Below are 21231 nucleotides of genomic sequence, written 5' to 3' on the forward strand. Positions count from 1 at the left end.
ACAGGAGCGCGAAGAAGTGCAGCTGGTAGTGGGACGCATCGGCCGCGCCCATGGCATCAAGGGCGAGGTCTCCGTGGAGGTGCGCACCGACGAGCCCGAACTGCGGCTCGCCCCGGGCGCCGTGCTCGTCACGGACCCGGCCTCGGCCGGCCCGCTCACCGTGGAGACCGGTCGCGTGCACAGCGGCCGGCTGATGCTGCGCTTCGCGGGGGTCAAGGACCGCAACGGCGCCGAGGCGCTGCGCAACGTCCTGCTGATCGCCGAGGTCGATCCGGAGGAGACGCCCGAGGACCCCGAGGAGTTCTACGACCACCAGCTGGTCGACCTCGACGTGGTCACGGCCGACGGCACCGAGATCGGCCGGATCAAGGAGATCTCCCACCTGCCGTACCAGGACCTGCTGGTCGTCGAACGGCCGGACGGCAGCGAGGTCATGGTGCCCTTCGTCGCCGAGATCGTCCCCGAGATCGACCTCGAGCGGCAGCGGGCGGTCGTCACCCCGCCGCCCGGCCTGCTGGACGAGGCCGAGGCGGAGCAGTAGGACCATGCGCATCGACGTCGTCACGATCTTCCCCGAGTACCTGGAACCGCTCAACGTCTCCCTGGTCGGCAAGGCCCGGGCGCGCGGGCAGCTGGACGTACGCGTCCACGACCTGCGCGAGTGGACCCATGACCGGCACAACACGGTCGACGACACCCCGTACGGCGGCGGGCCCGGCATGGTCATGAAGCCCGAGCCATGGGGTGAGGCCCTGGACTCGGTCCTGGCGTCGGGCGAGGGGGAGCCCGTGCTCGTCGTCCCCACCCCGAGCGGCCGCCCGTTCACCCAGGAACTCGCGGTGGAACTGTCCGGGAAGCCCTGGCTGGTGTTCACCCCGGCCCGCTACGAGGGGATCGACCGCCGGGTCATCGAGGAGTACGGCGAGCGGCTCGACGTCCGCGAGGTCTCCATCGGCGACTATGTGCTGGCCGGCGGCGAGGCCCCGGTCCTGGTGATGGTGGAGGCGGTCGCCCGTCTGCTGCCGGGCGTGCTCGGCAACGCCGAGTCCCACCGCGACGACTCCTTCGCCCCCGGCGCCATGGCCGACCTGCTGGAGGGCCCGGTCTACACCAAACCCCCGGTCTGGCGCGACCGCGGGGTGCCGGAGGTGCTGCTCAGCGGCCACCACGGCAAGGTCGCCCGCTGGCGCCGCGACGAGGCCTTCCGCCGTACCTCGCAGAACCGCCCCTACCTGATCGAGCGCTGCGACCCGGCGAGCCTGGACAAGAAGGACCGCTCGATGCTCGCCGCACTCGGCTGGGTCGTCGGCGAGGACGGGCGATTTGGGCGTCTGCCGGAGTCCGTGGAAGAATAGGCGGCTGCTGCTGTGCGTCCGGCGTGCGCCCCTGCCACAGGGGGACATGACGCCCGTCCGACGCCGCGGCACCTGTCTCACCACCACGATCCGCCGATGACCTGTGGCATGGGCGAAGAAAGCAGACGAACATGTCCCACCTGCTCGACTCCGTCGACGCCGCGTCGCTGCGCAGCGACGTCCCGGCCTTCCGCCCGGGTGACACCGTCAACGTCCACGTCCGCGTGATCGAGGGCAACCGCTCCCGCGTTCAGCAGTTCAAGGGCGTTGTCATCCGCCGCCAGGGTTCCGGCGTCCGTGAGACCTTCACGGTGCGCAAGGTCTCCTTCAGCGTCGGCGTCGAGCGTACCTTCCCGGTGCACAGCCCGATCTTCGAGAAGATCGAGCTCGTGACCCGCGGTGACGTGCGTCGCGCGAAGCTGTACTACCTCCGTGAGCTGCGCGGCAAGGCCGCGAAGATCAAGGAGAAGCGCGAGCGCTGAGCCCGTCGGGAGTTCAGCGGAGCCCTATAGGCTCTGCGCTCGATGGACACAGAGGCACACCTTCCGGAGCGCGGCCGCGCCGATTCCGCCGAACGGCGGGACGAGTGGTCGCGCTTCGGCGCATCCACGGGGCGCTACGCGCTGCTCGTCGGGGTGGCCGCCGCGGTGGTCGCGCTGGTCGGCGCGTTCGTGGCGCAGCCCTTCGAGATCCCCAGCGGGTCGATGGAGAACACCCTGCGCGCGGGGGACCGCGTACTCGTCAACAAGCTGGCGTACCGCTTCGGCGGGGAGCCGGCCAGAGGCGACATCGTGGTCTTCGACGGCAAGGGGTCGTTCGTACAGCACTCCAGCGGGACCGACTTCGTCAAGCGGGTCATCGGGGTCGGAGGGGACCGGGTCACCTGCTGCGACGCCCAGGGCAGGATCACCGTCAACGGGCACCCGCTGGACGAGACCTATCTTCATCCCGGGGACACGCCGTCCCGGGTAGCGTTCGACATCGAGGTTCCGAAGGGGAGGCTGTGGGTGATGGGTGACCACCGTGCCGACAGCCGGGATTCCCGTGACCACCTCGGCGACCCCGGAGGGGGCACGGTTCCGGTCGACCAGGTGATCGGCCGGGCGGAGGCGACCATATGGCCGCTGGGCCGCCGCCGGACACTGGGCGGCGGCCATGGGTAGCCGCGGCCGGGCGCGCGCCGACCGGCCTGGTCGTGCCGAGCACCTGGGCGAGGAGCCCGCAGGTCCGCGCAGGAGCGGCGGCCGCGCTGAGCGGCGCAAACTGGCGCGGAAGGTCAAGCGCAGGCGGCGCCGTTCCGCCGCCAAGGAGATACCCCTGCTGATCGGGGTCGCGCTGTTGATCGCACTGGTGCTCAAGACCTTCCTGCTGCAGGCCTTCGTCATCCCGTCCGGCTCGATGGAGCAGACGATCAGGATCGGCGACCGCGTGGTCGTCGACAAGCTCACTCCGTGGTTCGGCGCCCGTCCGCAGCGCGGCGACGTGGTGGTGTTCAAGGATCCCGGCAACTGGCTCGACGGGGAGCAGGCCCAGCCGGGCGAGGACCCGGTGGTCGTCAAGCAGATCAAGGAGGTCCTCACCTTCATCGGGCTGCTGCCGTCGGCGGACGAGCAGGACCTGATCAAGAGGGTGGTCGCGGTCGGCGGAGACACGGTGAAGTGCTGCGACGACCAGGGGAGGATCACCGTCAACGGGACCCCGCTGGACGAGCCGTACGTCCATCCGGGAAATCCGCCGTCGGAGATCGACTTCTCGGTCAAGGTCCCGCCGAACCGGCTCTTCGTGATGGGGGACCACCGCTCCAGCTCGGCGGACTCCCGCCTGCACCTCCAGGATCCCGGCAACGGCACCGTGCCCGAGAACCTGGTGGTGGGCAGGGCCTTCGCCGTGGCCTGGCCGATCGCGCACTGGGCGGGACTGAGGGAGCCTGCCACCTTCTCGCATGTCGCCGCGCCGGGGGGCTCGGGCGCGTCTGACGCCCGGGCGGGCCCGGGAGTGGCAACATCCAACAATCGGCAAGGAATGGACCCGCTCCCGACTCCTGCGGAACTCCCGCTCGTTATGGGAGTCGTGGGCTTGCGCCGCATAGGGCGTGGGCGACAGCGCGTAAGCGGAGTAGGCGGAGTGAGGAGTAGATGTGGGGGACCTGGTGGTCGGCGCAAGGTCCGGACGCGGAGAGCCGGAGGATCGGGAACCCACGTCGGGCGACTCCAGGCACGAGGGCGAGGCGCCGCTCGGAAGACAGAACCCGGATGCGGGCGCGGAGACCTCCGAAGAGGCGAGTGCCGCGAACGACCGCGACGGCGGCGGTAAGAAGAAGCAGCAGCGCTCGTTCTGGAAGGAACTGCCGCTGCTGATCGTCATCGCCCTGGTGCTCGCCTGGCTGATCAAGACGTTCCTGCTGCAGGCGTTCTCGATTCCCTCGGCGTCGATGGAGGACACGCTCAAGATCGGTGACCGTGTCGTCGTCGACAAGCTGACGCCCTGGTTCGGGTCGGAGCCCGAACGCGGCGAGGTCGTCGTCTTCCACGACCCGGGCGGCTGGCTCGGCGAGACGGCCCCGGTGCAGACCAACCCCGTCACGGACGCTGTCCGAAAGGGACTGAGCTTTGTCGGCCTCATGCCGTCCGCGGAGGAGAAAGACCTGATCAAGCGGGTCATCGCGGTCGGCGGTGACACGGTGGAGTGCAAGGGCACCGGCCCGGTCAAGGTCAACGGCAAGGCGCTGGACGAGCCGTACATCTACCCGGGGAACACCCCGTGCGGCGACCGTCCCTTCGGACCGATCAAGGTCCCGGAGGGCCGCATCTGGGTCATGGGCGACCACCGGCAGGACTCCCTGGACTCCCGCTACCACCAGGACCTGCCGGGCAAGGGGACGGTCTCGGTGGACGAGGTCGTCGGCCGCGCGGTCGCCGTGGTCTGGCCCATCGGCAACTGGGCCACCCTGCCCGTGCCGAGCACCTTCGACCAGCCCGGCATCAACTCGGCGGCCGCCGCTGCGCCCGCCGCGGGGCTTCCGGCCGCCGGCGGACTGGCCGGTGCGGTGCCTCTGGTGATGTGGCGGCGGCGCCGTCTGCTCAAGCCGTGAAGCCCGGTCACCTCAACCGTGAGGCGCTCGGTCACCGGTCGGGTGGCCGGGGCCCCGCTGAGGTGACCGGCTCTCGTGAGGTGACCGGCCCCTCGTGAGGTGACCGGGCTGCCCCCGCTCCATACCCCCGGGTAGGGTGCGGACGCATGAGCACGAGCACAGGCGCGGGCGAGCGGGCGGCGACGGGGCGAGCGGGCGGCGAGGGCGGCGGACGGGCCGGACGGATGATCTCCGGTGCGGCCGTCGCCCTCGGCTGCGTTCTCTTCCTGGGCGGTTTCGGCTGGATGGCGCTTGTCTACCGGCCGTACACCGTCCCCACCGGTTCCATGACCCCGACCGTGGACGCGGGCGACAAGATCCTCGCCCAGCGGATCGACGGCTCCGAGGTGCGGCGCGGGGACATCGTCGTCTTCAGCGACCCGCTGTGGGGCGACGCGCCCATGCTGAAGCGGGTCGTGGCGGTCGGCGGGGACGAAGTGGCCTGCTGTGACAAGCAGGGACGGCTGATGGTCGACGGCAGGCCGGTCGACGAGCCGTACCGACTGAACACCCGGGACCCGGCCTCGCCGATGTCCTTCTCGGCCAGGGTGCCCCGGGGCAGCCTGTTCATGATGGGCGACAACCGGGCGACGTCCGAGGACTCCCGCCTGCGCCTCGGTGACGCCGCCAACGGCTCGGTGCCGCGCGCCGCGGTGGTGGCGCGGGTCGACGGCGTCGTCTGGCCGCTCGGCCGCGCCGCCATGGCCCCCCGGACGGGCGCCTTCGCGGCTCTGCCGGGCGGCGGTCCCTCCGCTCCCGGTCCGCTGCGCACGGGGGGCGCGGCGATAGTGGCGGGCGCGGTCCTGATCCTCGCGGGGGCGGCCTACGGTCCGGTCGCGGACCGGGCCCGGCGGCGGAGGGCGGTGTGACGACGATGCGACGGCGTGCGGCGCGGGTCGTCCTGCTCGACCCCGAGGACCGGATCCTGCTGCTGCACGGGTACGAGCCGGACGATCCGGCCGTCACCTGGTGGTTCACCCCGGGCGGCGGCGTGGAGAGCGGCGAGAGCCTTGAGGCGGCGGCGCGCCGGGAGCTGGCGGAGGAGACCGGGATCACCACGGCCCTGCTGGGGCCGGTGCTGTGGGAGCGCTCGTGCGCCTTCGCCTTCGACGGCCGGTACTGGGAACAGGACGAGTGGTACTTCCTGGCCCGGACCGACGACCTCCGGGTGCACACGCGCGGCCTCACCGAGCTGGAGCGGCGCAGCGTGGACGGCCTGCGATGGTGGACCTGCGAGGAACTGCTCGCCTCGCATGAGACGGTGTACCCGACCAGGCTCGCCGAGCTGCTGCGCAGGCTGCTCGACGAGGGCCCCCCGTTGTCCCCGATTCACCTGGGGACGGAGCGTGACTGACGCACAATGGGGGGACGTACGGCTGAAGGGGAACATGCCATGAGCGCCGAGGACCTCGAGAAGTACGAGACCGAGATGGAGCTGAAGCTCTACCGGGAGTACCGGGACGTCGTCGGCCTGTTCAAATACGTGATCGAAACGGAGCGCCGTTTCTATCTCACCAATGACTACGAGATGCAGGTGCACTCCGTCCAGGGCGAGGTGTTCTTCGAGGTCTCCATGGCTGACGCGTGGGTGTGGGACATGTACCGGCCGGCCCGCTTCGTCAAGCAAGTGCGCGTGCTGACGTTCAAGGACGTGAACATCGAGGAGCTCAACAAGGCGGACCTCGACCTGCCCTCGGACGACTCCGGCTTCAACGGCTGAGGCTGGCTGGAACCCGGCCGGAACCCGGCCGAGGCCGGCGGAGGCCTGCGAGGCCGGCCCGGTTGTCCACAGGCTCGGGACAAGATCGTCTTTCGGCTGCCACCTCCCTCACAGTGAGTGACGGAGGTGGTACGGATGAACGCCCGAGGGGCTTTCGGACGTTACGGCGAGGAACTGGCGGCACGGTCGCTGACCGAGGCCGGGATGACGGTGCTGCAGCGGAACTGGCGGTGCCGGCACCGCGAACGCCACGGCGAGATCGACATCGTCGCGGCCGACGGGGACGCACTCGTGGTGTGCGAGGTGAAGGCGCGCGCCGAGAGGTGCGGTGAGCACCCGATGGCCGCCGTCACCCCGCGCAAGACCGAGCGGCTTCGGCGACTGGCCGAATGCTGGCTCGCCGACCACGGTGGACCACCGCCGGGCGGTGTGCGGATCGACGTGGTCGGCATCGTGCTGCCCATGCGGGGCGCCGCCCGCGTCGAGCACGTGCGGGGGGTGGCGTGATGGGCTTCGCCCGCACGTGCTCGGTGGCGCTGCTGGGGGTGGAGGGCGTCGTCGTCGAGGTCCAGGCGGACCTCGAGGCGGGGGTGCCGGCGTTCACCTTGGTGGGCCTGCCGGACAAGAGCCTCAGCGAGAGCCGGGACCGGGTCCGCGCCGCCATCGTGAACAGCGGTGAGAGCTGGCCGCAGAAGAAGCTCACGGTCGGCCTCAGCCCGGCCTCCGTCCCCAAGAGCGGCAGCGGCTTCGACCTGGCGGTGGCCTGCGCCGTCCTGGCCGCGAACGACCGCGTCGCGCCACCCGACATCGCCGACCTGATGATGATCGGCGAGCTCGGCCTCGACGGCCGGGTCCGCCCCGTTCGCGGGGTGCTGCCCGCGGTGCTCGCCGCCGCCGACGCCGGGTACCGACACGTCGTGGTGCCCGAGCGCACGGTCGCCGAGGCATCGCTCGTACCGGGCGTCTCCGTGCTCGGGGTGCGCAGCCTGCGGCAGCTGATCGCCCTGCTCAACGACGAACTCGCCCCGGAGGAGGACGAGGAGCCCGCTGAAGGGCGGCCCGACCCGATGCTGGCCGGCCTCACCCTGCCCGGCGTCGGCCAGGGCGCCGGGCTCACCGACACCGGCACCCCCGATCTGGCCGAGGTCGCGGGCCAGGGAGCGGCCAGGACAGCCCTGGAGGTCGCCGCCGCCGGCGGCCATCACATCTACCTCAAGGGGCCGCCCGGCGCGGGCAAGACGATGCTGGCGGAGCGGCTTCCCGGGCTGCTGCCCCCGCTCACCCGGCAGGAGGCGGTGGAGGTCACCGCCGTTCACTCGGTGGCCGGCATCCTGCCCGCGGGCCGGCACATGGTGGACCAGCCGCCGTACTGCGCGCCGCACCACTCGGCGACCATGCAGTCCCTCGTCGGCGGCGGGAACGGGCTGCCGCGGCCGGGCGCCGTCTCGATCGCCCACCGGGGAGTGCTCTTCCTCGACGAGGCGCCCGAGTTCAACGGTCAGGTGCTCGACGCGCTGCGCCAGCCCCTCGAGTCGGGGCACGTGGTGATCGCCAGGGCCGCCGGAGTCGTCCGCCTTCCGGCGCGCTTCCTGCTCGTGCTCGCCGCCAACCCGTGCCCCTGCGGAAGGTTCGGCGCCCCCGGCGGCATGTGCGACTGCCCGCCGAGTTCGATCCGCCGCTACCAGGGGCGCCTGTCGGGACCGCTCCTGGACCGGGTCGACCTGCGGGTGGAGGTGGAGGCCGTCAGCCGCTCCGAGCTGATCGGCGGCGCCGGCACCGGCGAGTCCACCGCGGTGGTCGCCGCGCGGGTGCGGGAGGCCCGGGAGCGCGCCGCCGCCAGGTACCGGAACACACCCTGGCGGCTCAACAGCCAGGTCCCCGGTCACGAGCTGCGCACCCGCTGGGCCGTGGCGCCGGGGGCCCTGCGCTGCGCCGAACGCGACATGGAGCGCGGACTGCTCACCGCACGAGGGCTCGACCGGGTCCTGCGGGTGGCCTGGACGGTCGCCGACCTCGCCGGCCGTGACCGGCCGGCCGGCGTCGACATGGAACGCGCCCTGGAGCTGCGCACCGGGGTGCGCCGCGGCATGGCGACGGCGACGGGGGAAGCGTGATGACACCGCCGGCAACAGCGGGCATGGACGGGGCAGAGGCCGTGCCGGACCGCGGGGAGGAGCCGCCCCCGACACCCGAGGAGCGCCTGGCCCGGGCCGCCGTGACGCGGATCGCCGAGCCCGGCGACGAGCTCGTCGCGACCTGGCTGCGCGCGCTCGGCCCCGTCGAGACGGTGAGGGCGCTGACCGCCGGGGAGCAGCTGCCCGGCGCGGGGGAGCGGCGCACCGCCGGGTACACCCTGCGCGCCCGCAGAGCGGACCCGGAGCGGGACCTGGCGGCGGCCGGGGCCACGGGCACCCGTTTCGTGTGTCCTGGTGACGCGGACTGGCCGCGGCAGCTCGACGACCTGGGTGACGGGCGTCCGCACGGGCTGTGGGTGCGCGGCGGCGCCCGCTTGCGGATGTGGGCGCTGCGGTCGGTCGCCGTCGTGGGGGCCCGCGCCTGCAGCGACTACGGCTCCCACATGGCGGCGTCTCTCGGCGCCGACCTGGCGGAGGCCGGCTGGGTCACCGTCTCCGGGGCCGCCTACGGAATCGACGGCGCCGCGCACCGCGGCGCGCTGTCCGCGGCGGGGGCGACCGTCGGGGTCGTCGCCTCCGGAGTGGATGTGCCGTATCCGCCGGGTCATGCCGAGTTGATCGGACGCATCGCCGAACAGGGCCTGCTCATCGGTGAACTGCCGCCCGGGTCGCATCCCACCCGCAGCCGCTTCGTGCTCCGCAACCGGGTGATCGCCGCGCTCACCCGGGGCACCGTCGTCATCGAGGCCCAGTACCGCAGCGGCTCCCTGATCACTGCCCGCCGGGCCCGTGAGCTGGGCCGTTTCGTCATGGGAGTCCCCGGTCCCTGCACCTCGGCGCTGTCCCAGGGAGTCCACGAGCTGCTGCGCGCCGACGGGGTCCTGGTCACCGGCGCCGCCGACGTCATCGAGCTCGTGGGCCGCATCGGCGAGGACCTCGCGCCCGAGCGCCGCGGTCCGGTGCTGCCGCGGGATCTGCTGCCACCCGCCGCCGCCCGGGTGCTGGAAGCCCTGCCCGCGCGGGGCGGGGCCGGATGCGAGGAGCTGGCCGTGGCCGCGGGGAGCACCCCCGACGACACCCTCACCAGGCTCCATGAGCTGCACGCTCTCGGGTTCGTCGAACGGGACGGCCCGCGCTGGAGGTTGGCGCAGAGCCGCGGGGCGGCCCCCGAGACCGCAGGGGGGTGCCAAGCCGACACGCTCTCCCGGTGAACACACCATCAGGTGACAGGACGGTCTTGACCTGGGAACCCCTGGTGGCGAGGTTGTGGGGACGCCCGGACGTCGCCCTGAGCGACGGTTCCATCACGCTACGCTCAGGGAGGTTCGCTTCCCGCCCGCCCCTCAGGTCAACGCAGAACGGCTCAGATCGACGCATGCACCGGCACACTCCCGGGCACGAAGGCAGCACGGCGGCGACCGCCGTCACCGGAAACCCCCGGCCGCCCGCCCCCACCTCGCTCGACGCGTTGTGGCGGACCTACAAGGCCACGGGGGACGCACGTCTGCGCGAGCAGCTGATCCTGCACTACTCGCCCCTGGTGAAGTATGTGGCCGGACGTGTGAGCGTCGGCCTGCCCGCCAATGTGGAACAGGCCGACTTCGTCTCCTCCGGGGTCTTCGGGCTCATCGACGCCATCGAGAAGTTCGACCCGGAACGCGCGATCAAGTTCGAGACCTATGCGATCACCCGGATCCGGGGAGCCATGATCGACGAGCTGCGCGCCCTGGACTGGATCCCGCGCTCGGTGCGTCAGAAGGCCCGCGCCGTCGAGCGCGCCTACGCCACCCTCGAGGCCTCGCTGAGGCGCACCCCGAGCGAGTCGGAGGTCGCCGCCGAGATGGGTATCGCTCTGGAGGAGCTGCACGGGGTCTTCAGCCAGCTCTCCCTCGCCAACGTCGTCGCCCTGGAGGAACTCCTCCACGGGGGCGCCGAGGGCGGCGACCGGCTCACCCTCGTCGACACCCTGGAGGACACCGGCGCCGACAACCCCGTCGAGGTCGCCGAGGACCGCGAGCTGCGCCGGCTGCTCGCCCGCGCCGTCAACACCCTGCCCGAGCGCGAGAAGACCGTGGTCACCCTCTACTACTACGAGGGGCTCACCCTCGCCGAGATCGGACAGGTGCTCGGGGTCACCGAGAGCAGGGTGAGTCAGATCCACACCAAATCCGTTCTGCAACTGCGCGCCAAACTGGCCGACGTCGGCCGTTGACGCCGCTTTCCCGAGGGGTGCGCTCGGCGGGCGCACCCCTTCCGTACAGTGGTGAGGTGCCCAAGATTCGAGCGGCCTCGGTGGCCGAGCACCGGTCGATGCAGCGCGACGCCCTGCTGGACGCCGCGCGCAGTCTGCTCTCCGAGGGCGGGACAGAGGCCCTGACCTTCCCCGCGCTGGCTGAGCGCACCGGGCTCGCCCGGTCCTCCGTCTACGAGTACTTCCGCTCCCGTGCCGCCGTCGTCGAGGAGCTGTGCGCCGTCGACTTCCCCGTCTGGGCGGCCGAGGTCGAGGCGGCCATGGCGGGCGCCTCGACCTCGGCCGAGGCCAAGATCGAGGCCTACGTCCGCAGCCAGCTCGCGCTCGTCGGAGACCGCCGGCACCGGGCCGTGGTCGCCATCTCCGCGGGCGAACTCGACGCAGGCGCCCGCGAGAGGATCCGCGCCGCCCATGGCGGTCTGGTCGCCATGGTCGTCGAGGCGCTCGCCGCACTCGGCCACCGAGAGCCGAGGCTCACCGCGATGCTGCTCCAAGGCGTCGTCGACTCCGCCGTGCGCCGGATCGAGCTCGGCGCCGCGGAGGAGCCCGACACCATCGCCGACGCGGCCGTCACCATGGCCCTGCACGGGGTCCTGGGCTGACCCGCGCCCGGCCGGCCCGCGCCGCCGTCCGCCGGGCCGCCACCCCGTCCGGACCCTCCGGCACGGGCACCCCGAAGACCGGCAGCAGCCGCGACGGCCCGCCGTGCAGCATCGGGTCCGGCAGCAGCGACAGCGGGTCGAGGTAGAGCTCCCCGCGCAGCAGCCCCCAGTGCAGACAGCCGCCGGGGCAGTGCCACGGCCCCTCGGCGAGCGCCCCCACCACCTGTCCCGCGCCGACCTCGTCGCCCACCGCGACCGAGGGGCGCACCGGTTGGTACGTGATGCGCAAGCCGTCCGCGAGCTCGATCGCCACCACCCCGCGCCCCGCCACCTCCCCGGCGTACGACACCCTGCCGGGCGCCGCGGCGCGCACCGGTGCGCCGGGTCCCGCGCGCAGGTCCACCCCGCGGTGCCCCGCCGCCCATGGCACTGCGGGCGGATCGAAACCCCGCTCCACGACCGGTCGCCGCTCCCCACCGGACGGGGCCACGGGCCAGGCCCGGCCCGCGCCGCCGCCGTCAGGAACGACCGGTGCCCGGACAGCGGCGCCCACCGGGTGCGCAAGCCCTCCGAACCATGTCAGTACCGCCAACGCCACCACCGCACATGTCCTCATGCACCTACGGTGACGCCTTTCGCGGCGGTCGGACGATCATGGAACGGTGCCTGTGGACAACTCCGGGCGGGGTCCGGTCCCCAGGGACGATGTCGCCCGCCGCTCCGGCGGTCCCGTACACTTTCCATGGCGATCCGGGTCACCGGGTCGACTTCGCACGCCCCGCCACCGCCCTACAGGGAGCGGTGGACGCGCTCCTCGGTCCCTCGTGGCACGGCGCGTTCGGGGCGTCAGGCGTGGCCGTCGTCCGGCGGTCGCGAAAACCGAGTACCCCTAGGAGTACGGCCATGGCCGTCGTCACGATGCGGGAGCTGCTGGAAAGCGGCGTCCACTTCGGGCACCAGACCCGCCGCTGGAACCCGAAGATGAAGCGCTTCATCTTCACCGAGCGCAACGGCATCTACATCATCGACCTGCTCCAGTCGCTGTCGTACATCGACCGCGCCTACGAGTTCGTCAAGGAGACCGTCGCGCACGGCGGCACCATCCTCTTCGTCGGCACGAAGAAGCAGGCCCAGGAGGCCATCGCCGAGCAGGCGACCCGCGTCGGCATGCCCTACGTCAACCAGCGCTGGCTGGGCGGCATGCTCACCAACTTCTCGACCGTCTACAAGCGCCTGCAGCGCCTGAAGGAGCTCGAGGAGATCGACTTCGAGGACGTGGCCGCCTCCGGCCTCACCAAGAAGGAGCTCCTGGTCCTCTCCCGTGAGAAGGAGAAGCTGGAGAAGACGCTGGGCGGCATCCGCGAGATGCAGAAGGTGCCGAGCGCCGTCTGGATCGTGGACACCAAGAAGGAGCACATCGCCGTCGGTGAGGCGCGCAAGCTGCGCATCCCGGTCGTCGCGATCCTCGACACCAACTGCGACCCCGACGAGGTCGACTACAAGATCCCGGGCAACGACGACGCGATCCGCTCCGTCACCCTGCTGACCCGTGTGATCGCCGACGCCGTCGCCGAGGGCCTCATCGCCCGCTCCGGTGCCGCCACCGCCGGTGACAAGGCCGAGGGTGAGCCGCTGGCCGCCTGGGAGCGCGAGCTGCTCGAGGGCGACAAGGCGAAGGCCGAGGAGACCGCCGCCGACGCGGCTGCGGGCGACACCGCCGAGGCCGCTCCGGCCGAGGCCGCCGAGGCGCCCGCCGCCGACGCCGAGCAGGCCTGAGCCTCAGCCCGCCTTCCGATGCGTGTGAGGACGGCGGGGGCTTCGGCCCCCGCCGTCCGTCCGTAGAACCACCGCTCACCGGATCCACCGACTTCCGAGAAGAGACTGACAGACCATGGCGAACTTCACCGCCGCCGACGTCAAGAAGCTCCGCGAGCTGACCGCCGCGGGCATGATGGACTGCAAGAAGGCGCTCGAGGAGGCCGAGGGCGACCTGGACAAGGCCGTCGAGATCCTCCGCGTCAAGGGCCAGAAGGGCGTCACCAAGCGCGAGGGCCGCTCCGCCTCCAACGGCGCCGTGGTGTCCCTGATCGCCGGTGACAACAGCGAGGGTGTCCTCGTCGAGCTCAAGTGCGAGACCGACTTCGTCGCCAAGGGCGACAAGTTCGTCGCCACCGCCGACGCGATCGCCGCCCACGTCGCCGCCACCAAGCCGGCCGACCTGGAGGCGCTGCTCGCCTCCGAGATCAAGGACGGCCAGACCGTCCAGGCCTTCGTCGACGAGGCCAACGCCACCCTCGGCGAGAAGATCGTGCTGGACCGCTTCGCGCAGTTCACCGACGGCTACGTCGCCTCCTACCTGCACCGCACCAGCCCGGACCTGCCCCCGCAGGTCGGCGTCCTGGTCGAGCTGGACAAGGAGAACGCCGAGGTCGCCAAGGACGTCGCGCAGCACATCGCCGCCTTCGCCCCCACCTTCCTGTCCCGCGAGGACGTGCCGGCCGAGACCGTCGAGAACGAGCGTCGGGTCGCCGAGGCCACCGCCCGCGAGGAGGGCAAGCCTGAGGCCGCCCTGTCGAAGATCGTCGAGGGCCGCGTCAACGGCTTCTTCAAGGAGAACGTCGTTCTCGAGCAGGCCTTCGCCAAGGACAACAAGAAGACCGTCCAGAAGGTGCTCGACGAGGCCGGCGTCTCGCTGAAGCGCTTCGCCCGCTTCCGCGTCGGCGTCTGAGCGAGCAGCCGCGCAAGCGTTTGACCGACGGCCCCGCTAGGGTCGTTCGTACGCAGCCGGCCGTTCACCGGCAGGCCGCAGTTGACGAGGAGGCCATTGCCCGAAGGGAACCATCACGGACCCGCGGCAATGGCCTTCTTCGTACGTGCACGAGGAGATCTCCATGGAACAGGACGCCGACAAGGCACCCACCGCCACCGGCAGCGAGCACAAGGGCCGGTACCTGCTCAAGCTCTCCGGCGAGGCCTTCGCCGGCGGAGGGGGGCTCGGAGTCGACCCCGACGTCGTGCACACGATGGCCCGCGAGATCGCCGCGGTCGTCCGCGACGGCTACGAGATCGCCGTGGTCATCGGCGGCGGCAACTTCTTCCGCGGCGCGGAGCTGCAGCAGCGCGGCATGGACCGGGCCCGTTCCGACTACATGGGCATGCTCGGTACGGTCATGAACTGCCTCGCCCTCCAGGACTTCCTGGAGAAGGAAGGCATCCAGTCGCGTGTGCAGACGGCGATCACCATGGGCCAGGTCGCCGAGCCCTACATCCCGCTGCGCGCCGTACGGCACCTGGAGAAGGGCCGTGTGGTGATCTTCGGCGCCGGTATGGGCATGCCGTACTTCTCGACCGACACCACAGCCGCCCAGCGCGCCCTGGAGATCCACGCCGAGGCGCTGCTGATGGGCAAGAACGGGGTCGACGGGGTCTACGACGCCGACCCCCGTTCCAACCCGGACGCGGTGATGTTCGACGCCCTGGAGTACGCCGACGTCATCGCCCGCGACCTGCGCGTCGCGGACCTGACGGCGATCACGCTGTGCCAGGACAACAAACTGCCGATCCTCGTGTTCGAACTGCTCGCGGAGGGCAACATCGCGCGGGCCGTGAAGGGTGAGAAGATCGGCACGCTCGTCAACGACACGGGCTCCCGCTGACGGACGGCGCCGGCCGCGACCCGGCCGGCGATCCGCCCGGAACGGGGATGGACAAGACGCTGCCGGTCGGACACCGTGCAGGAAAGACGCGCGCAAGGGCCGAGGCTCTGCCTTCTGAAGACCAGGAGCACATGGTGATTGAAGAGACCCTCCTCGAAGCCGAGGAGAAGATGGAGAAGGCCGTCGTGGTCGCCAAGGAGGACTTCGCCGCGATCCGCACCGGCCGTGCCCACCCGGCGATGTTCAACAAGATCATGGCGGACTACTACGGCGCCCTCACCCCGATCAACCAGCTCGCCTCCTTCGCGGTGCCCGAGGCCCGGATGGCTGTGATCACCCCCTTCGACGCCGGGGCGCTGCGGAACATCGAGCAGGCGATCCGGGATTCGGACCTGGGTGTCAACCCGACGAACGACGGCCGTATCATCCGGGTGGTCTTCCCGCAGCTCACCGAGGAGCGGCGCAAGGAGTACATCAAGGTCGCCCGCGGCAAGGCGGAGGACGCGCGGATCTCGATCCGCAGCGTGCGCCGCAAGGCCAAGGAGACCCTCGACAAGCTCGTCAAGGACGGCGAGTCGGGCGAGGACGAGGTGCGCCGCGCGGAAAAGGAGCTCGACGACACCACCCACAAGTACGTGGCGCAGATCGACGAGCTGCTCAAGCACAAGGAAGCCGAGCTGCTCGAGGTCTGATCCGGCGAGCCGCCAGGCCCGCTCCACGGCGCGCCCGGCACGCCCGTCGGCGGCCGCGCCGTCGACCCGAGACCACCCGACCATCCACCCATCCGACCGACCCGGACCGGACGAAAACGCGAGGCGAAACTCCGTGAACGACTCTTCTTGGGGGCCCTCGCCACACACCGGTTCCCGGGGAGGCGAGGACGAGGCGGGCACCCGGATGGGCGGCCCTGTGTTCCGAGACGACGCCCCCGAACCGGAGCGGCACTCCGCCCGGCCCGACCGTTCCGCGCCGCAGCCCTCGGCGGCCGGTGGGAACGGCGGCCGGGCCAAGAAGAGTGCGGGGCGCGACCTGCGCGCCGCGATAGGGGTCGGCGTCGGTCTCGGCGTCGTCGTCATCGCCTCGCTCTTCATCGTCAAGGCCGTCTTCGTGGGTGTCGTCGCGGTGGCGGTCGTGGTCGGCCTGTGGGAGCTCACCTCACGGCTGAGCGAGCGCAAGCAGATCCAGGCACCGCTGGTGCCGCTGGCCGTCGGCGGCGCCGCCATGGTGGTCGCCGGCTACCTGCGCGGCGCCGAGGGCGCGTGGGTGGCCATGGCGCTCACCGCGCTGGCCGTCCTGGCGTGGCGGATGACGGAGCCGCCGGAGAACTACCTCCGCGATGTCACGGCAGGCGTCTTCGCCGCGTTCTACGTGCCCTTCCTGGCCACATTCGTGGTGATGATGCTCGCCGCGGACGACGGCCCGTGGCGGGTCTTCGTCTTCCTGCTCCTGACGGTGACCAGCGACACCGGGGCCTACGCCGTCGGGTGGCGCTTCGGCACACACAAGCTCGCCCCCCGCATCAGCCCCGGCAAGACCCGCGAGGGCCTGGTCGGCGCGATCACCTTCGCCATGGTCGCGGGCGCGCTGTCCATGCAGTTCCTGATCGACGACGGCCAGTGGTGGCAGGGACTGCTGCTGGGCCTCGCCGCGGCGGTCAGCGCCACCCTCGGCGACCTGGGCGAGTCGATGATCAAGCGCGACCTCGGCATCAAGGACATGGGCAAGCTGCTGCCCGGCCACGGCGGAATCATGGACCGCCTCGACTCGCTGCTGCCGACCGCCCCGGTGGTGTGGCTGCTGCTGGTCGTCTTCGTGGGCTCGAGCTGACGGCCCCGTCGCCACGGGCCGGCCGGGCAGGTCGGTGCTTCACGTTGCGTCCGCCAGGACGCGCGCCCGGCCTGCGCGCCGGCGATCGCCCGTTGAGAAGAACTCGCTGACCGGGTGCGTTCGTTGGGACCGTCCTCCCGGCTCTGACGGCCGTGGCTCATTCGTGAGGGATCCTCCGGCCGCTCCCGCAGAGCGCTTGCTGCCCCGCGCGGCTGGTCCGGGGCCCGCCCGCCGCTTACAATCGAACGTGTGTACGAGCTTCCTCCGGATCCGCAGCGCCTGCGGGTGATCCGCCTCTATCTGCAGATGCAGATCGCCGCGGTGGACGCCAAGATCCAGGAGGTCGAAGCCGGCGCCGTGGGTGGATCCGAAGCCGGCCCAGGCGTTCCACCGCCCTACCGCGGCCGTTCCCCGGCGATCGCCCGAGCCTGGCGGCTGCAGAGCGTGCCCGACCCGCGAGGCGGTCCGGGCCGGGGCGTCCTGCACCGGGACGACTGCCGCGTGCCCGGCGGAGGCCGCCTCAACCGGCAGGAGTTCGAGGTCGCGCTCGGCATGCCGGATGTCGCGCGCTGCGAGGTCTGCCGTCCGGAACGGGAGCCCACCCGTCGATCCGGCACGGATCCCTAACCGGGCACTGGCGTGGCGCGAGCCATGAGCGCGGGGCGGCCGCGTCGGCGTCAGGCATGGCCCGCGAGGACGCAAGCCGCCCGCGACTGCGAGACGTGGAGGGCGACGGCGGAGCTGCCCGGGCAGCAGGACACGCGGCGGGGAGCGTCACTCGCCAGGTCCGCCGGCGGTTCCTGCGACAAGCGGTGCGGCGTCCGGCGGGGGCTCCCCGTGCGGGCCGGCCGTTCGCCGGCCCGCGAGGGTTCACTCGGTGGACCCGGTCAGAAGATCAGGGGCGGCTGCGGGCCGACAACCGGGGTCCAGGATCCGCACACCACGGCGGGGGCGGGGGCGGGGGTGAGGGTGCAGCGGTTCTCAAGGACGTCGCCGCGGAAGGTGACGATCCTGACCGCCAGTTGGGCGGGGTTCGTGACGCTCAGGCTCGCGCCGCAGACACCGGTGCCGGGGTATCCGGGATTTCCGCTGAGGTTCTGCCAGCTGTAGAGGCCCCCCAGGTTGCTCTGGCCGACGTACGTCCGGCCGCGGACGACGGCGACGGAGAACTCGCGGTCGGTCACCGTGGCCGCGCTGGTCGAGTCGATGTCGCACCCCGCGAGCCTGCCCGGGCCGGGGAAAGGACCGTCGCCGGGGAAAGGACCGGGTCCGGGGAAGGGACCGGGTCCGGGGAAGGGACCGGGTCCGAGGATGGGGCCGTCGCCGAGGAGGGGCCCGAGACCGAGGCCCGGACCGATGCCGATGCCGACCTCGGGACCGAAGTACGGATCCGGGTAGCCGCCAGGGCCGGGAGGCCAGGGATAGCTGCTCGCTGACGAGGCGGCCGGGGCGGGCGCCTCCGCGGCCTGTGCCGGGGCGGCCGCGACAGCCGATATCGCGGTGGCGACGAGAGCGGCCGGCACCGCTATGCGGGTGAGGCTTCCGTAACGCCGGAGGGACCGCTTGGAGGCGGGCGGGGTCCTGTCTGCGGGACTCATGAAGAAGACTCCTCGTCGATCTCGGGCCGGCACCGCACCGAAAGGCCTTCCGGCACGGCCCGGGCCTGTGTCGACGGGATCCGTACCCACGTCAGCCGCCGCCTGCCGCCGCTTCATCCCTGTGGCGCAGCCTCTTTCGGGCATGCCGGCAGCGGTCACCCGATCGATGTCCTGTGCGTCGACAGGACCCGTCCTCCGTGCGCCGTGAAACATTGGCCACCAGGTCCTGCCGCTTGTGGCGCGGCGTCATGCTGAGGGGCAACCAGACCCCCGGCTGAGCGGCCTGGTTGCACGGCTCCGCGGGTACCCGTGCCTCCCTGGGGAGACCCCCACTGGTGGGTGAATGGTGGTCACAGGAAGCCGTGGGCCGACGCGGCAGGCCCTGACCCGCCGTCCGTTCTCCGTTTGATTCGGCGATCACGGCGGGCGCGATACGGCGCGCCGCGCCCGCCGGGCCGGAACATTCGCTTCGTATGCTTCGAGGTCGGTCAGCGGGAGGCGAGGGGGGTTTCGGACTCCACGCGGGTGAGCTTCTCGGGGTTGCGGACGTAGTAGAGGCCGGTCACGCGGGCGTTCTCCACGCGGAAGGCCAGCACACCGTCGATCTCGCCGTCCAGGCGCAGGACGAGTCCGGGATTGCCGTTCACTGTCGTGGACTCGCCTGTGAGGATGCCACCGGCCTTGTCCATGCTGCCGGCCATGTAACGGAGGACCTTCTCGGCGCCGATGACCGGCCGCAGAGCCGCCAGCTTGAGACCGCCGCCGTCACTGACGAAGACGACGTCGGGGGCGAGTACGTCGAGCAGCCCCTGGAGGTCCCCGCTCACGAGCGCGGACTGGAACGAATCCAGCGCCGCCCGCGCCTCCTCCTGGGAGGCCGGCGTGCGCGGCCGGCGGGCGTCGACGTGCCGGCGGGCGCGGTAGGCGATCTGTCGCACGGCGGCGGGGCTCTTGCCGATCGCCGCCGCGATGTCGTCGTAGCCGAAGTCGAACACCTCGCGCAGCACGAAGACGGCGCGTTCGGTCGGCGAGAGGGTTTCGAGGATGAACATCAGGGCCAGCGACAGGTTCTCGGACAGTTCGACGTTCTCGGCCACGTCCGGCGCGGTGAGCAGGGGCTCGGGCAGCCAGGGGCCGACGTAGGCCTCCTTGCGCCGGTTGAGGGTGCGCAGCCGGTTGAGTGCCTGCCGGGTGGTGATCCGCACGAGGTAGGCGCGCTGGTCCCGCACTTGTGCCAGGTCGACCTCCACCCACCGCAGCCAGGTCTCCTGGAGGACGTCCTCGGCGTCCGCCGCCGATCCGAGCATCTCGTAGGCGACGGTGAAGAGCAGGTCGCGGTGGGCGACGAATGCCTCGGTCGCGGGGTCTGACACATGGTCGTGCATGTCGTGGGCTTCGCTTTCTCGTGGTCGGCCCCTGCAGGCCGCCGTCGGGCCGTGGATGAGTACCCCGTGGCAGGGGCTATCGGCGGCATGCTCGCCGCCGAGCAGGGGAGGTCACGCCGAGCGCCGGGTGTCGGACGGCGTCGTGCGGCCGTCCGGCAGAGGTGCTCCGGGACCGTCGCTTCCGGCACCGCGCGACGCGCGGGAACCGGCCTTGCGCGCCCCGGACAGCAGCTTGCCGAGCGTGAACCGGCAGGCGATCTCCTTGACGCCGGCACCGGCCCGCCCGCTGATGCTGAGCGGGACCACCTTGTCGTTCGGGTAGGAGAACTGGGTGACGCCTGCGTGCCGGCCGAGGCTGAGGCACTGCCCGGCGAAGAACAAGTGGACCGGAGCGGGCCTCTTCCCCGCCATCCGGTGCAGGATCGTGGCGGCGGCCGCCGGGCCCAGCTGCACGGCTGCCTGGCAGCTCATCCGGAACGGGTGGTCCGGCATCACTCCCGCGTCGCCGGCGGCGACGATGCGCTCGTCGTCCACACTGGTCAGCGTCGTGTCGGTGACCAGGCGGCCTTCGGCGTCGGTGTGCAGTCCGCTGCGCGCGGCCAGGTCCGGGACGCGGAATCCCGCGGTCCAGATCGTCACCGCGCTGGGCACCTCGCGGCCGTCCTCGAGCCGTACGGCGTCCGGCGTCACTTCCGCCACCTCGGCCCCGAACCCTTCGACGACGGTGACGCCCAGCCGGGCGAGTCTGCGGGCGACCGGACGACGGACCCGGGCATGGAGGGAGGGGCCGAGCACACGGCCGCAGACCAGGGTGACCTTCCGGCCCCCTTCCGCCAGCTCGGCGGCGGTCTCCAGGCCGGTCGGGCCGGCTCCCACCACCGTCACCGGCGCCGAGGCGGGCGTCGCGGACAGGGCCGACCGCAGTCGCTCCGCCCCCTCGAGGTCCGACACCGAATGAGCGAACTCCGCCGCTCCTGGCACCCGGGGGTCGGAGGCGCCACTGCCCACCGCGTAGACGAGGTAGTCGTATGTGACCGAGTCGCCGCCCGCCAGCGACACCCGGCGCTCGGCGGGGTCGATCCGTGTCGCGGTGTCGACCACGAGCCGGACGTTCTTGCCCAGGACCTCGCCGTAGCCCTCGAGCGCGTCGTCGGAGCCGGTCACCATCTGGTGCAGGCGGATCCGCGAGACGAAGGCGGGACGTGGATTGACCAGGGTCACCGACACGCCGTCGCGGCGGGCCAGCCTGTTGGCCGCCGTCACGCCCCCGTAACCGCCGCCGACCACGACCACCTGGACATTTCCGTTCATTGCGCCTCCATGTGTGGACTCGGCATGGAGACACCGGCCGGGCGTCCGCCATAACGGCCTGCGGATGAGACGTGGCACACACCGGGCGGGGCGCGAGCGCATCCGCCTCCAGATGTCCGAGAGCACGGCAGCGCGCAGAAGTGGCGCGGGGCGTGCGTTCCGTGCTGCCGAGCGGAGGAGAGGGGGCATGAGCAGCGGACTGTCAGCGGCCGGGCCCACCGTCTGGTGATCGCGAACAGGCCCACTGCTCGTCGCACCCGC

Annotated in this window: 23 protein-coding genes and 1 pseudogene; 20 read left to right on the forward strand and 4 right to left on the reverse strand. The window is 71.8% G+C overall.

All coding sequences use genetic code 11. From position 1 onward, the window contains the following. The first annotated feature begins 16 nt into the window (after window positions 1-16). The 14 genes and pseudogenes from rimM (at window position 17) to ACRWND_RS10120 (ending at window position 11193) form a co-directional block, all read left to right on the forward strand. Complete coding sequence (gene rimM, locus ACRWND_RS10055) at window positions 17-541, forward strand: ribosome maturation factor RimM (RefSeq protein ID WP_431948178.1); 525 nt, start codon at window positions 17-19, stop codon at window positions 539-541. Between the two features lie 4 nt (window positions 542-545). Further along, a complete protein-coding gene (gene trmD, locus ACRWND_RS10060; RefSeq protein WP_431948180.1) occupies window positions 546-1355 on the forward strand; it encodes a tRNA (guanosine(37)-N1)-methyltransferase TrmD in 810 nt (269 codons plus the stop codon). Between the two features lie 131 nt (window positions 1356-1486). Then, the gene (gene rplS / locus ACRWND_RS10065) at window positions 1487-1837 is read left to right on the forward strand and encodes a 50S ribosomal protein L19 (protein ID WP_431948182.1); all 351 of its coding nucleotides are present in this window, start codon (window positions 1487-1489) and stop codon (window positions 1835-1837) included. Between the two features lie 42 nt (window positions 1838-1879). Beyond that, the gene (gene lepB, locus ACRWND_RS10070; protein WP_431948184.1) at window positions 1880-2518 is read left to right on the forward strand and encodes a signal peptidase I; all 639 of its coding nucleotides are present in this window, start codon (window positions 1880-1882) and stop codon (window positions 2516-2518) included. After that, a pseudogene (gene lepB / locus ACRWND_RS10075) lies at window positions 2511-3584 on the forward strand (signal peptidase I); the annotation flags it as partial. The gene lepB (ACRWND_RS10070) and the pseudogene lepB (ACRWND_RS10075), both read left to right, overlap by 8 nt. Continuing rightward, the gene (gene lepB, locus ACRWND_RS10080; RefSeq protein ID WP_431948237.1) at window positions 3502-4446 is read left to right on the forward strand and encodes a signal peptidase I; all 945 of its coding nucleotides are present in this window, start codon (window positions 3502-3504) and stop codon (window positions 4444-4446) included. The pseudogene lepB (ACRWND_RS10075) and the gene lepB (ACRWND_RS10080), both read left to right, overlap by 83 nt. 146 nt (window positions 4447-4592) lie before the next feature. Next, on the forward strand, window positions 4593-5354 hold the full coding sequence (lepB, locus tag ACRWND_RS10085) for a signal peptidase I (protein ID WP_431948186.1): 762 nt from the start codon (window positions 4593-4595) through the stop codon (window positions 5352-5354). A 5-nt stretch (window positions 5355-5359) separates the two neighbouring features. Next, entirely contained in the window at window positions 5360-5839 is a 480-nt protein-coding gene (locus ACRWND_RS10090) for an NUDIX hydrolase (protein WP_431948239.1), read from the forward strand. A gap of 39 nt (window positions 5840-5878) precedes the next feature. Further along, on the forward strand, window positions 5879-6205 hold the full coding sequence (locus tag ACRWND_RS10095; protein WP_018562949.1) for a DUF2469 domain-containing protein: 327 nt from the start codon (window positions 5879-5881) through the stop codon (window positions 6203-6205). Window positions 6206-6340: 135 nt separating this feature from the next. Beyond that, a complete protein-coding gene (locus tag ACRWND_RS10100) occupies window positions 6341-6712 on the forward strand; it encodes a YraN family protein (RefSeq protein WP_431948189.1) in 372 nt (123 codons plus the stop codon). Continuing rightward, entirely contained in the window at window positions 6712-8319 is a 1608-nt protein-coding gene (locus ACRWND_RS10105) for a YifB family Mg chelatase-like AAA ATPase (protein ID WP_431948190.1), read from the forward strand. The genes ACRWND_RS10100 and ACRWND_RS10105 overlap by 1 nt, the downstream gene beginning before the upstream one ends. Then, window positions 8319-9551 carry a DNA-processing protein DprA gene (gene dprA / locus ACRWND_RS10110; protein WP_431948192.1) on the forward strand — a complete coding sequence of 411 codons (1233 nt, stop codon included), beginning with the start codon at window positions 8319-8321 and terminating at the stop codon, window positions 9549-9551. The genes ACRWND_RS10105 and dprA overlap by 1 nt, the downstream gene beginning before the upstream one ends. A gap of 164 nt (window positions 9552-9715) precedes the next feature. Next, window positions 9716-10552 carry an RNA polymerase sigma factor WhiG gene (gene whiG / locus ACRWND_RS10115; protein WP_431948194.1) on the forward strand — a complete coding sequence of 279 codons (837 nt, stop codon included), beginning with the start codon at window positions 9716-9718 and terminating at the stop codon, window positions 10550-10552. Window positions 10553-10632: 80 nt separating this feature from the next. After that, a complete protein-coding gene (locus ACRWND_RS10120; RefSeq protein ID WP_431948241.1) occupies window positions 10633-11193 on the forward strand; it encodes a TetR/AcrR family transcriptional regulator in 561 nt (186 codons plus the stop codon). Here the strand turns inward: ACRWND_RS10120 and ACRWND_RS10125 are convergent. After that, window positions 11162-11650 (reverse strand): murein hydrolase activator EnvC family protein, encoded by a 489-nt coding sequence (locus tag ACRWND_RS10125; RefSeq protein ID WP_431948196.1) that lies wholly within the window; start codon window positions 11648-11650, stop codon window positions 11162-11164. The genes ACRWND_RS10120 and ACRWND_RS10125 overlap by 32 nt on opposite strands. Window positions 11651-12096: 446 nt before the next feature. Here ACRWND_RS10125 and rpsB point away from each other — a divergent pair, with 446 nt between their 5' ends. From rpsB to ACRWND_RS10155, 6 genes are all read left to right on the forward strand, one after another. Beyond that, on the forward strand, window positions 12097-12969 hold the full coding sequence (gene rpsB / locus ACRWND_RS10130; RefSeq protein ID WP_431948198.1) for a 30S ribosomal protein S2: 873 nt from the start codon (window positions 12097-12099) through the stop codon (window positions 12967-12969). A gap of 115 nt (window positions 12970-13084) precedes the next feature. Further along, a complete protein-coding gene (tsf, locus tag ACRWND_RS10135) occupies window positions 13085-13921 on the forward strand; it encodes a translation elongation factor Ts (protein WP_431948200.1) in 837 nt (278 codons plus the stop codon). 163 nt (window positions 13922-14084) lie between these two features. Continuing rightward, window positions 14085-14849 (forward strand): UMP kinase, encoded by a 765-nt coding sequence (gene pyrH, locus ACRWND_RS10140; RefSeq protein WP_431948202.1) that lies wholly within the window; start codon window positions 14085-14087, stop codon window positions 14847-14849. A gap of 134 nt (window positions 14850-14983) precedes the next feature. Then, complete coding sequence (gene frr / locus ACRWND_RS10145; RefSeq protein WP_431948243.1) at window positions 14984-15541, forward strand: ribosome recycling factor; 558 nt, start codon at window positions 14984-14986, stop codon at window positions 15539-15541. 133 nt (window positions 15542-15674) lie between these two features. Further along, complete coding sequence (locus ACRWND_RS10150) at window positions 15675-16676, forward strand: phosphatidate cytidylyltransferase (RefSeq protein WP_431948204.1); 1002 nt, start codon at window positions 15675-15677, stop codon at window positions 16674-16676. A 249-nt stretch (window positions 16677-16925) separates the two neighbouring features. Then, window positions 16926-17303: a DUF6233 domain-containing protein gene (locus ACRWND_RS10155; RefSeq protein ID WP_431948206.1), complete on the forward strand. Its 378-nt coding sequence runs from the start codon at window positions 16926-16928 to the stop codon at window positions 17301-17303. A gap of 260 nt (window positions 17304-17563) precedes the next feature. On the opposite strand, the gene ACRWND_RS10160 is transcribed toward ACRWND_RS10155, so the two are convergent. The 3 genes from ACRWND_RS10160 to ACRWND_RS10170 all read right to left on the reverse strand — a co-directional run bounded on the left by ACRWND_RS10160 (window position 17564) and on the right by ACRWND_RS10170 (window position 20970). Next, complete coding sequence (locus tag ACRWND_RS10160) at window positions 17564-18274, reverse strand: hypothetical protein (protein ID WP_431948208.1); 711 nt, start codon at window positions 18272-18274, stop codon at window positions 17564-17566. 488 nt (window positions 18275-18762) lie between these two features. Beyond that, complete coding sequence (locus ACRWND_RS10165; RefSeq protein ID WP_431948210.1) at window positions 18763-19659, reverse strand: RNA polymerase sigma-70 factor; 897 nt, start codon at window positions 19657-19659, stop codon at window positions 18763-18765. A gap of 111 nt (window positions 19660-19770) precedes the next feature. After that, complete coding sequence (locus ACRWND_RS10170) at window positions 19771-20970, reverse strand: NAD(P)/FAD-dependent oxidoreductase (RefSeq protein ID WP_431948212.1); 1200 nt, start codon at window positions 20968-20970, stop codon at window positions 19771-19773. Window positions 20971-21231 lie beyond the last annotated feature (261 nt).

The organism is Actinacidiphila sp. bgisy167, assembly GCF_965342175.1.
Lineage (GTDB): Bacteria > Actinomycetota > Actinomycetes > Streptomycetales > Streptomycetaceae > Actinacidiphila.

Coding starts and splice junctions, on each gene's coding strand:
- lepB (WP_431948184.1), top strand. CDS start 1,880: ATGGACACAGAGGCACACCTTCCGGAGCGCGGCCGCGCCGATTCCGCC.
- ACRWND_RS10105 (WP_431948190.1), top strand. CDS start 6,712: ATGGGCTTCGCCCGCACGTGCTCGGTGGCGCTGCTGGGGGTGGAGGGC.
- rpsB (WP_431948198.1), top strand. CDS start 12,097: ATGGCCGTCGTCACGATGCGGGAGCTGCTGGAAAGCGGCGTCCACTTC.
- ACRWND_RS10090 (WP_431948239.1), top strand. CDS start 5,360: ATGCGACGGCGTGCGGCGCGGGTCGTCCTGCTCGACCCCGAGGACCGG.
- ACRWND_RS10165 (WP_431948210.1), bottom strand. CDS start 19,659: ATGCACGACCATGTGTCAGACCCCGCGACCGAGGCATTCGTCGCCCAC.
- trmD (WP_431948180.1), top strand. CDS start 546: ATGCGCATCGACGTCGTCACGATCTTCCCCGAGTACCTGGAACCGCTC.
- ACRWND_RS10100 (WP_431948189.1), top strand. CDS start 6,341: ATGAACGCCCGAGGGGCTTTCGGACGTTACGGCGAGGAACTGGCGGCA.
- rplS (WP_431948182.1), top strand. CDS start 1,487: ATGTCCCACCTGCTCGACTCCGTCGACGCCGCGTCGCTGCGCAGCGAC.
- dprA (WP_431948192.1), top strand. CDS start 8,319: ATGACACCGCCGGCAACAGCGGGCATGGACGGGGCAGAGGCCGTGCCG.
- lepB (WP_431948186.1), top strand. CDS start 4,593: ATGAGCACGAGCACAGGCGCGGGCGAGCGGGCGGCGACGGGGCGAGCG.
- pyrH (WP_431948202.1), top strand. CDS start 14,085: ATGGAACAGGACGCCGACAAGGCACCCACCGCCACCGGCAGCGAGCAC.
- ACRWND_RS10170 (WP_431948212.1), bottom strand. CDS start 20,970: ATGAACGGAAATGTCCAGGTGGTCGTGGTCGGCGGCGGTTACGGGGGC.
- tsf (WP_431948200.1), top strand. CDS start 13,085: ATGGCGAACTTCACCGCCGCCGACGTCAAGAAGCTCCGCGAGCTGACC.
- ACRWND_RS10095 (WP_018562949.1), top strand. CDS start 5,879: ATGAGCGCCGAGGACCTCGAGAAGTACGAGACCGAGATGGAGCTGAAG.
- ACRWND_RS10160 (WP_431948208.1), bottom strand. CDS start 18,274: ATGAGTCCCGCAGACAGGACCCCGCCCGCCTCCAAGCGGTCCCTCCGG.
- whiG (WP_431948194.1), top strand. CDS start 9,716: ATGCACCGGCACACTCCCGGGCACGAAGGCAGCACGGCGGCGACCGCC.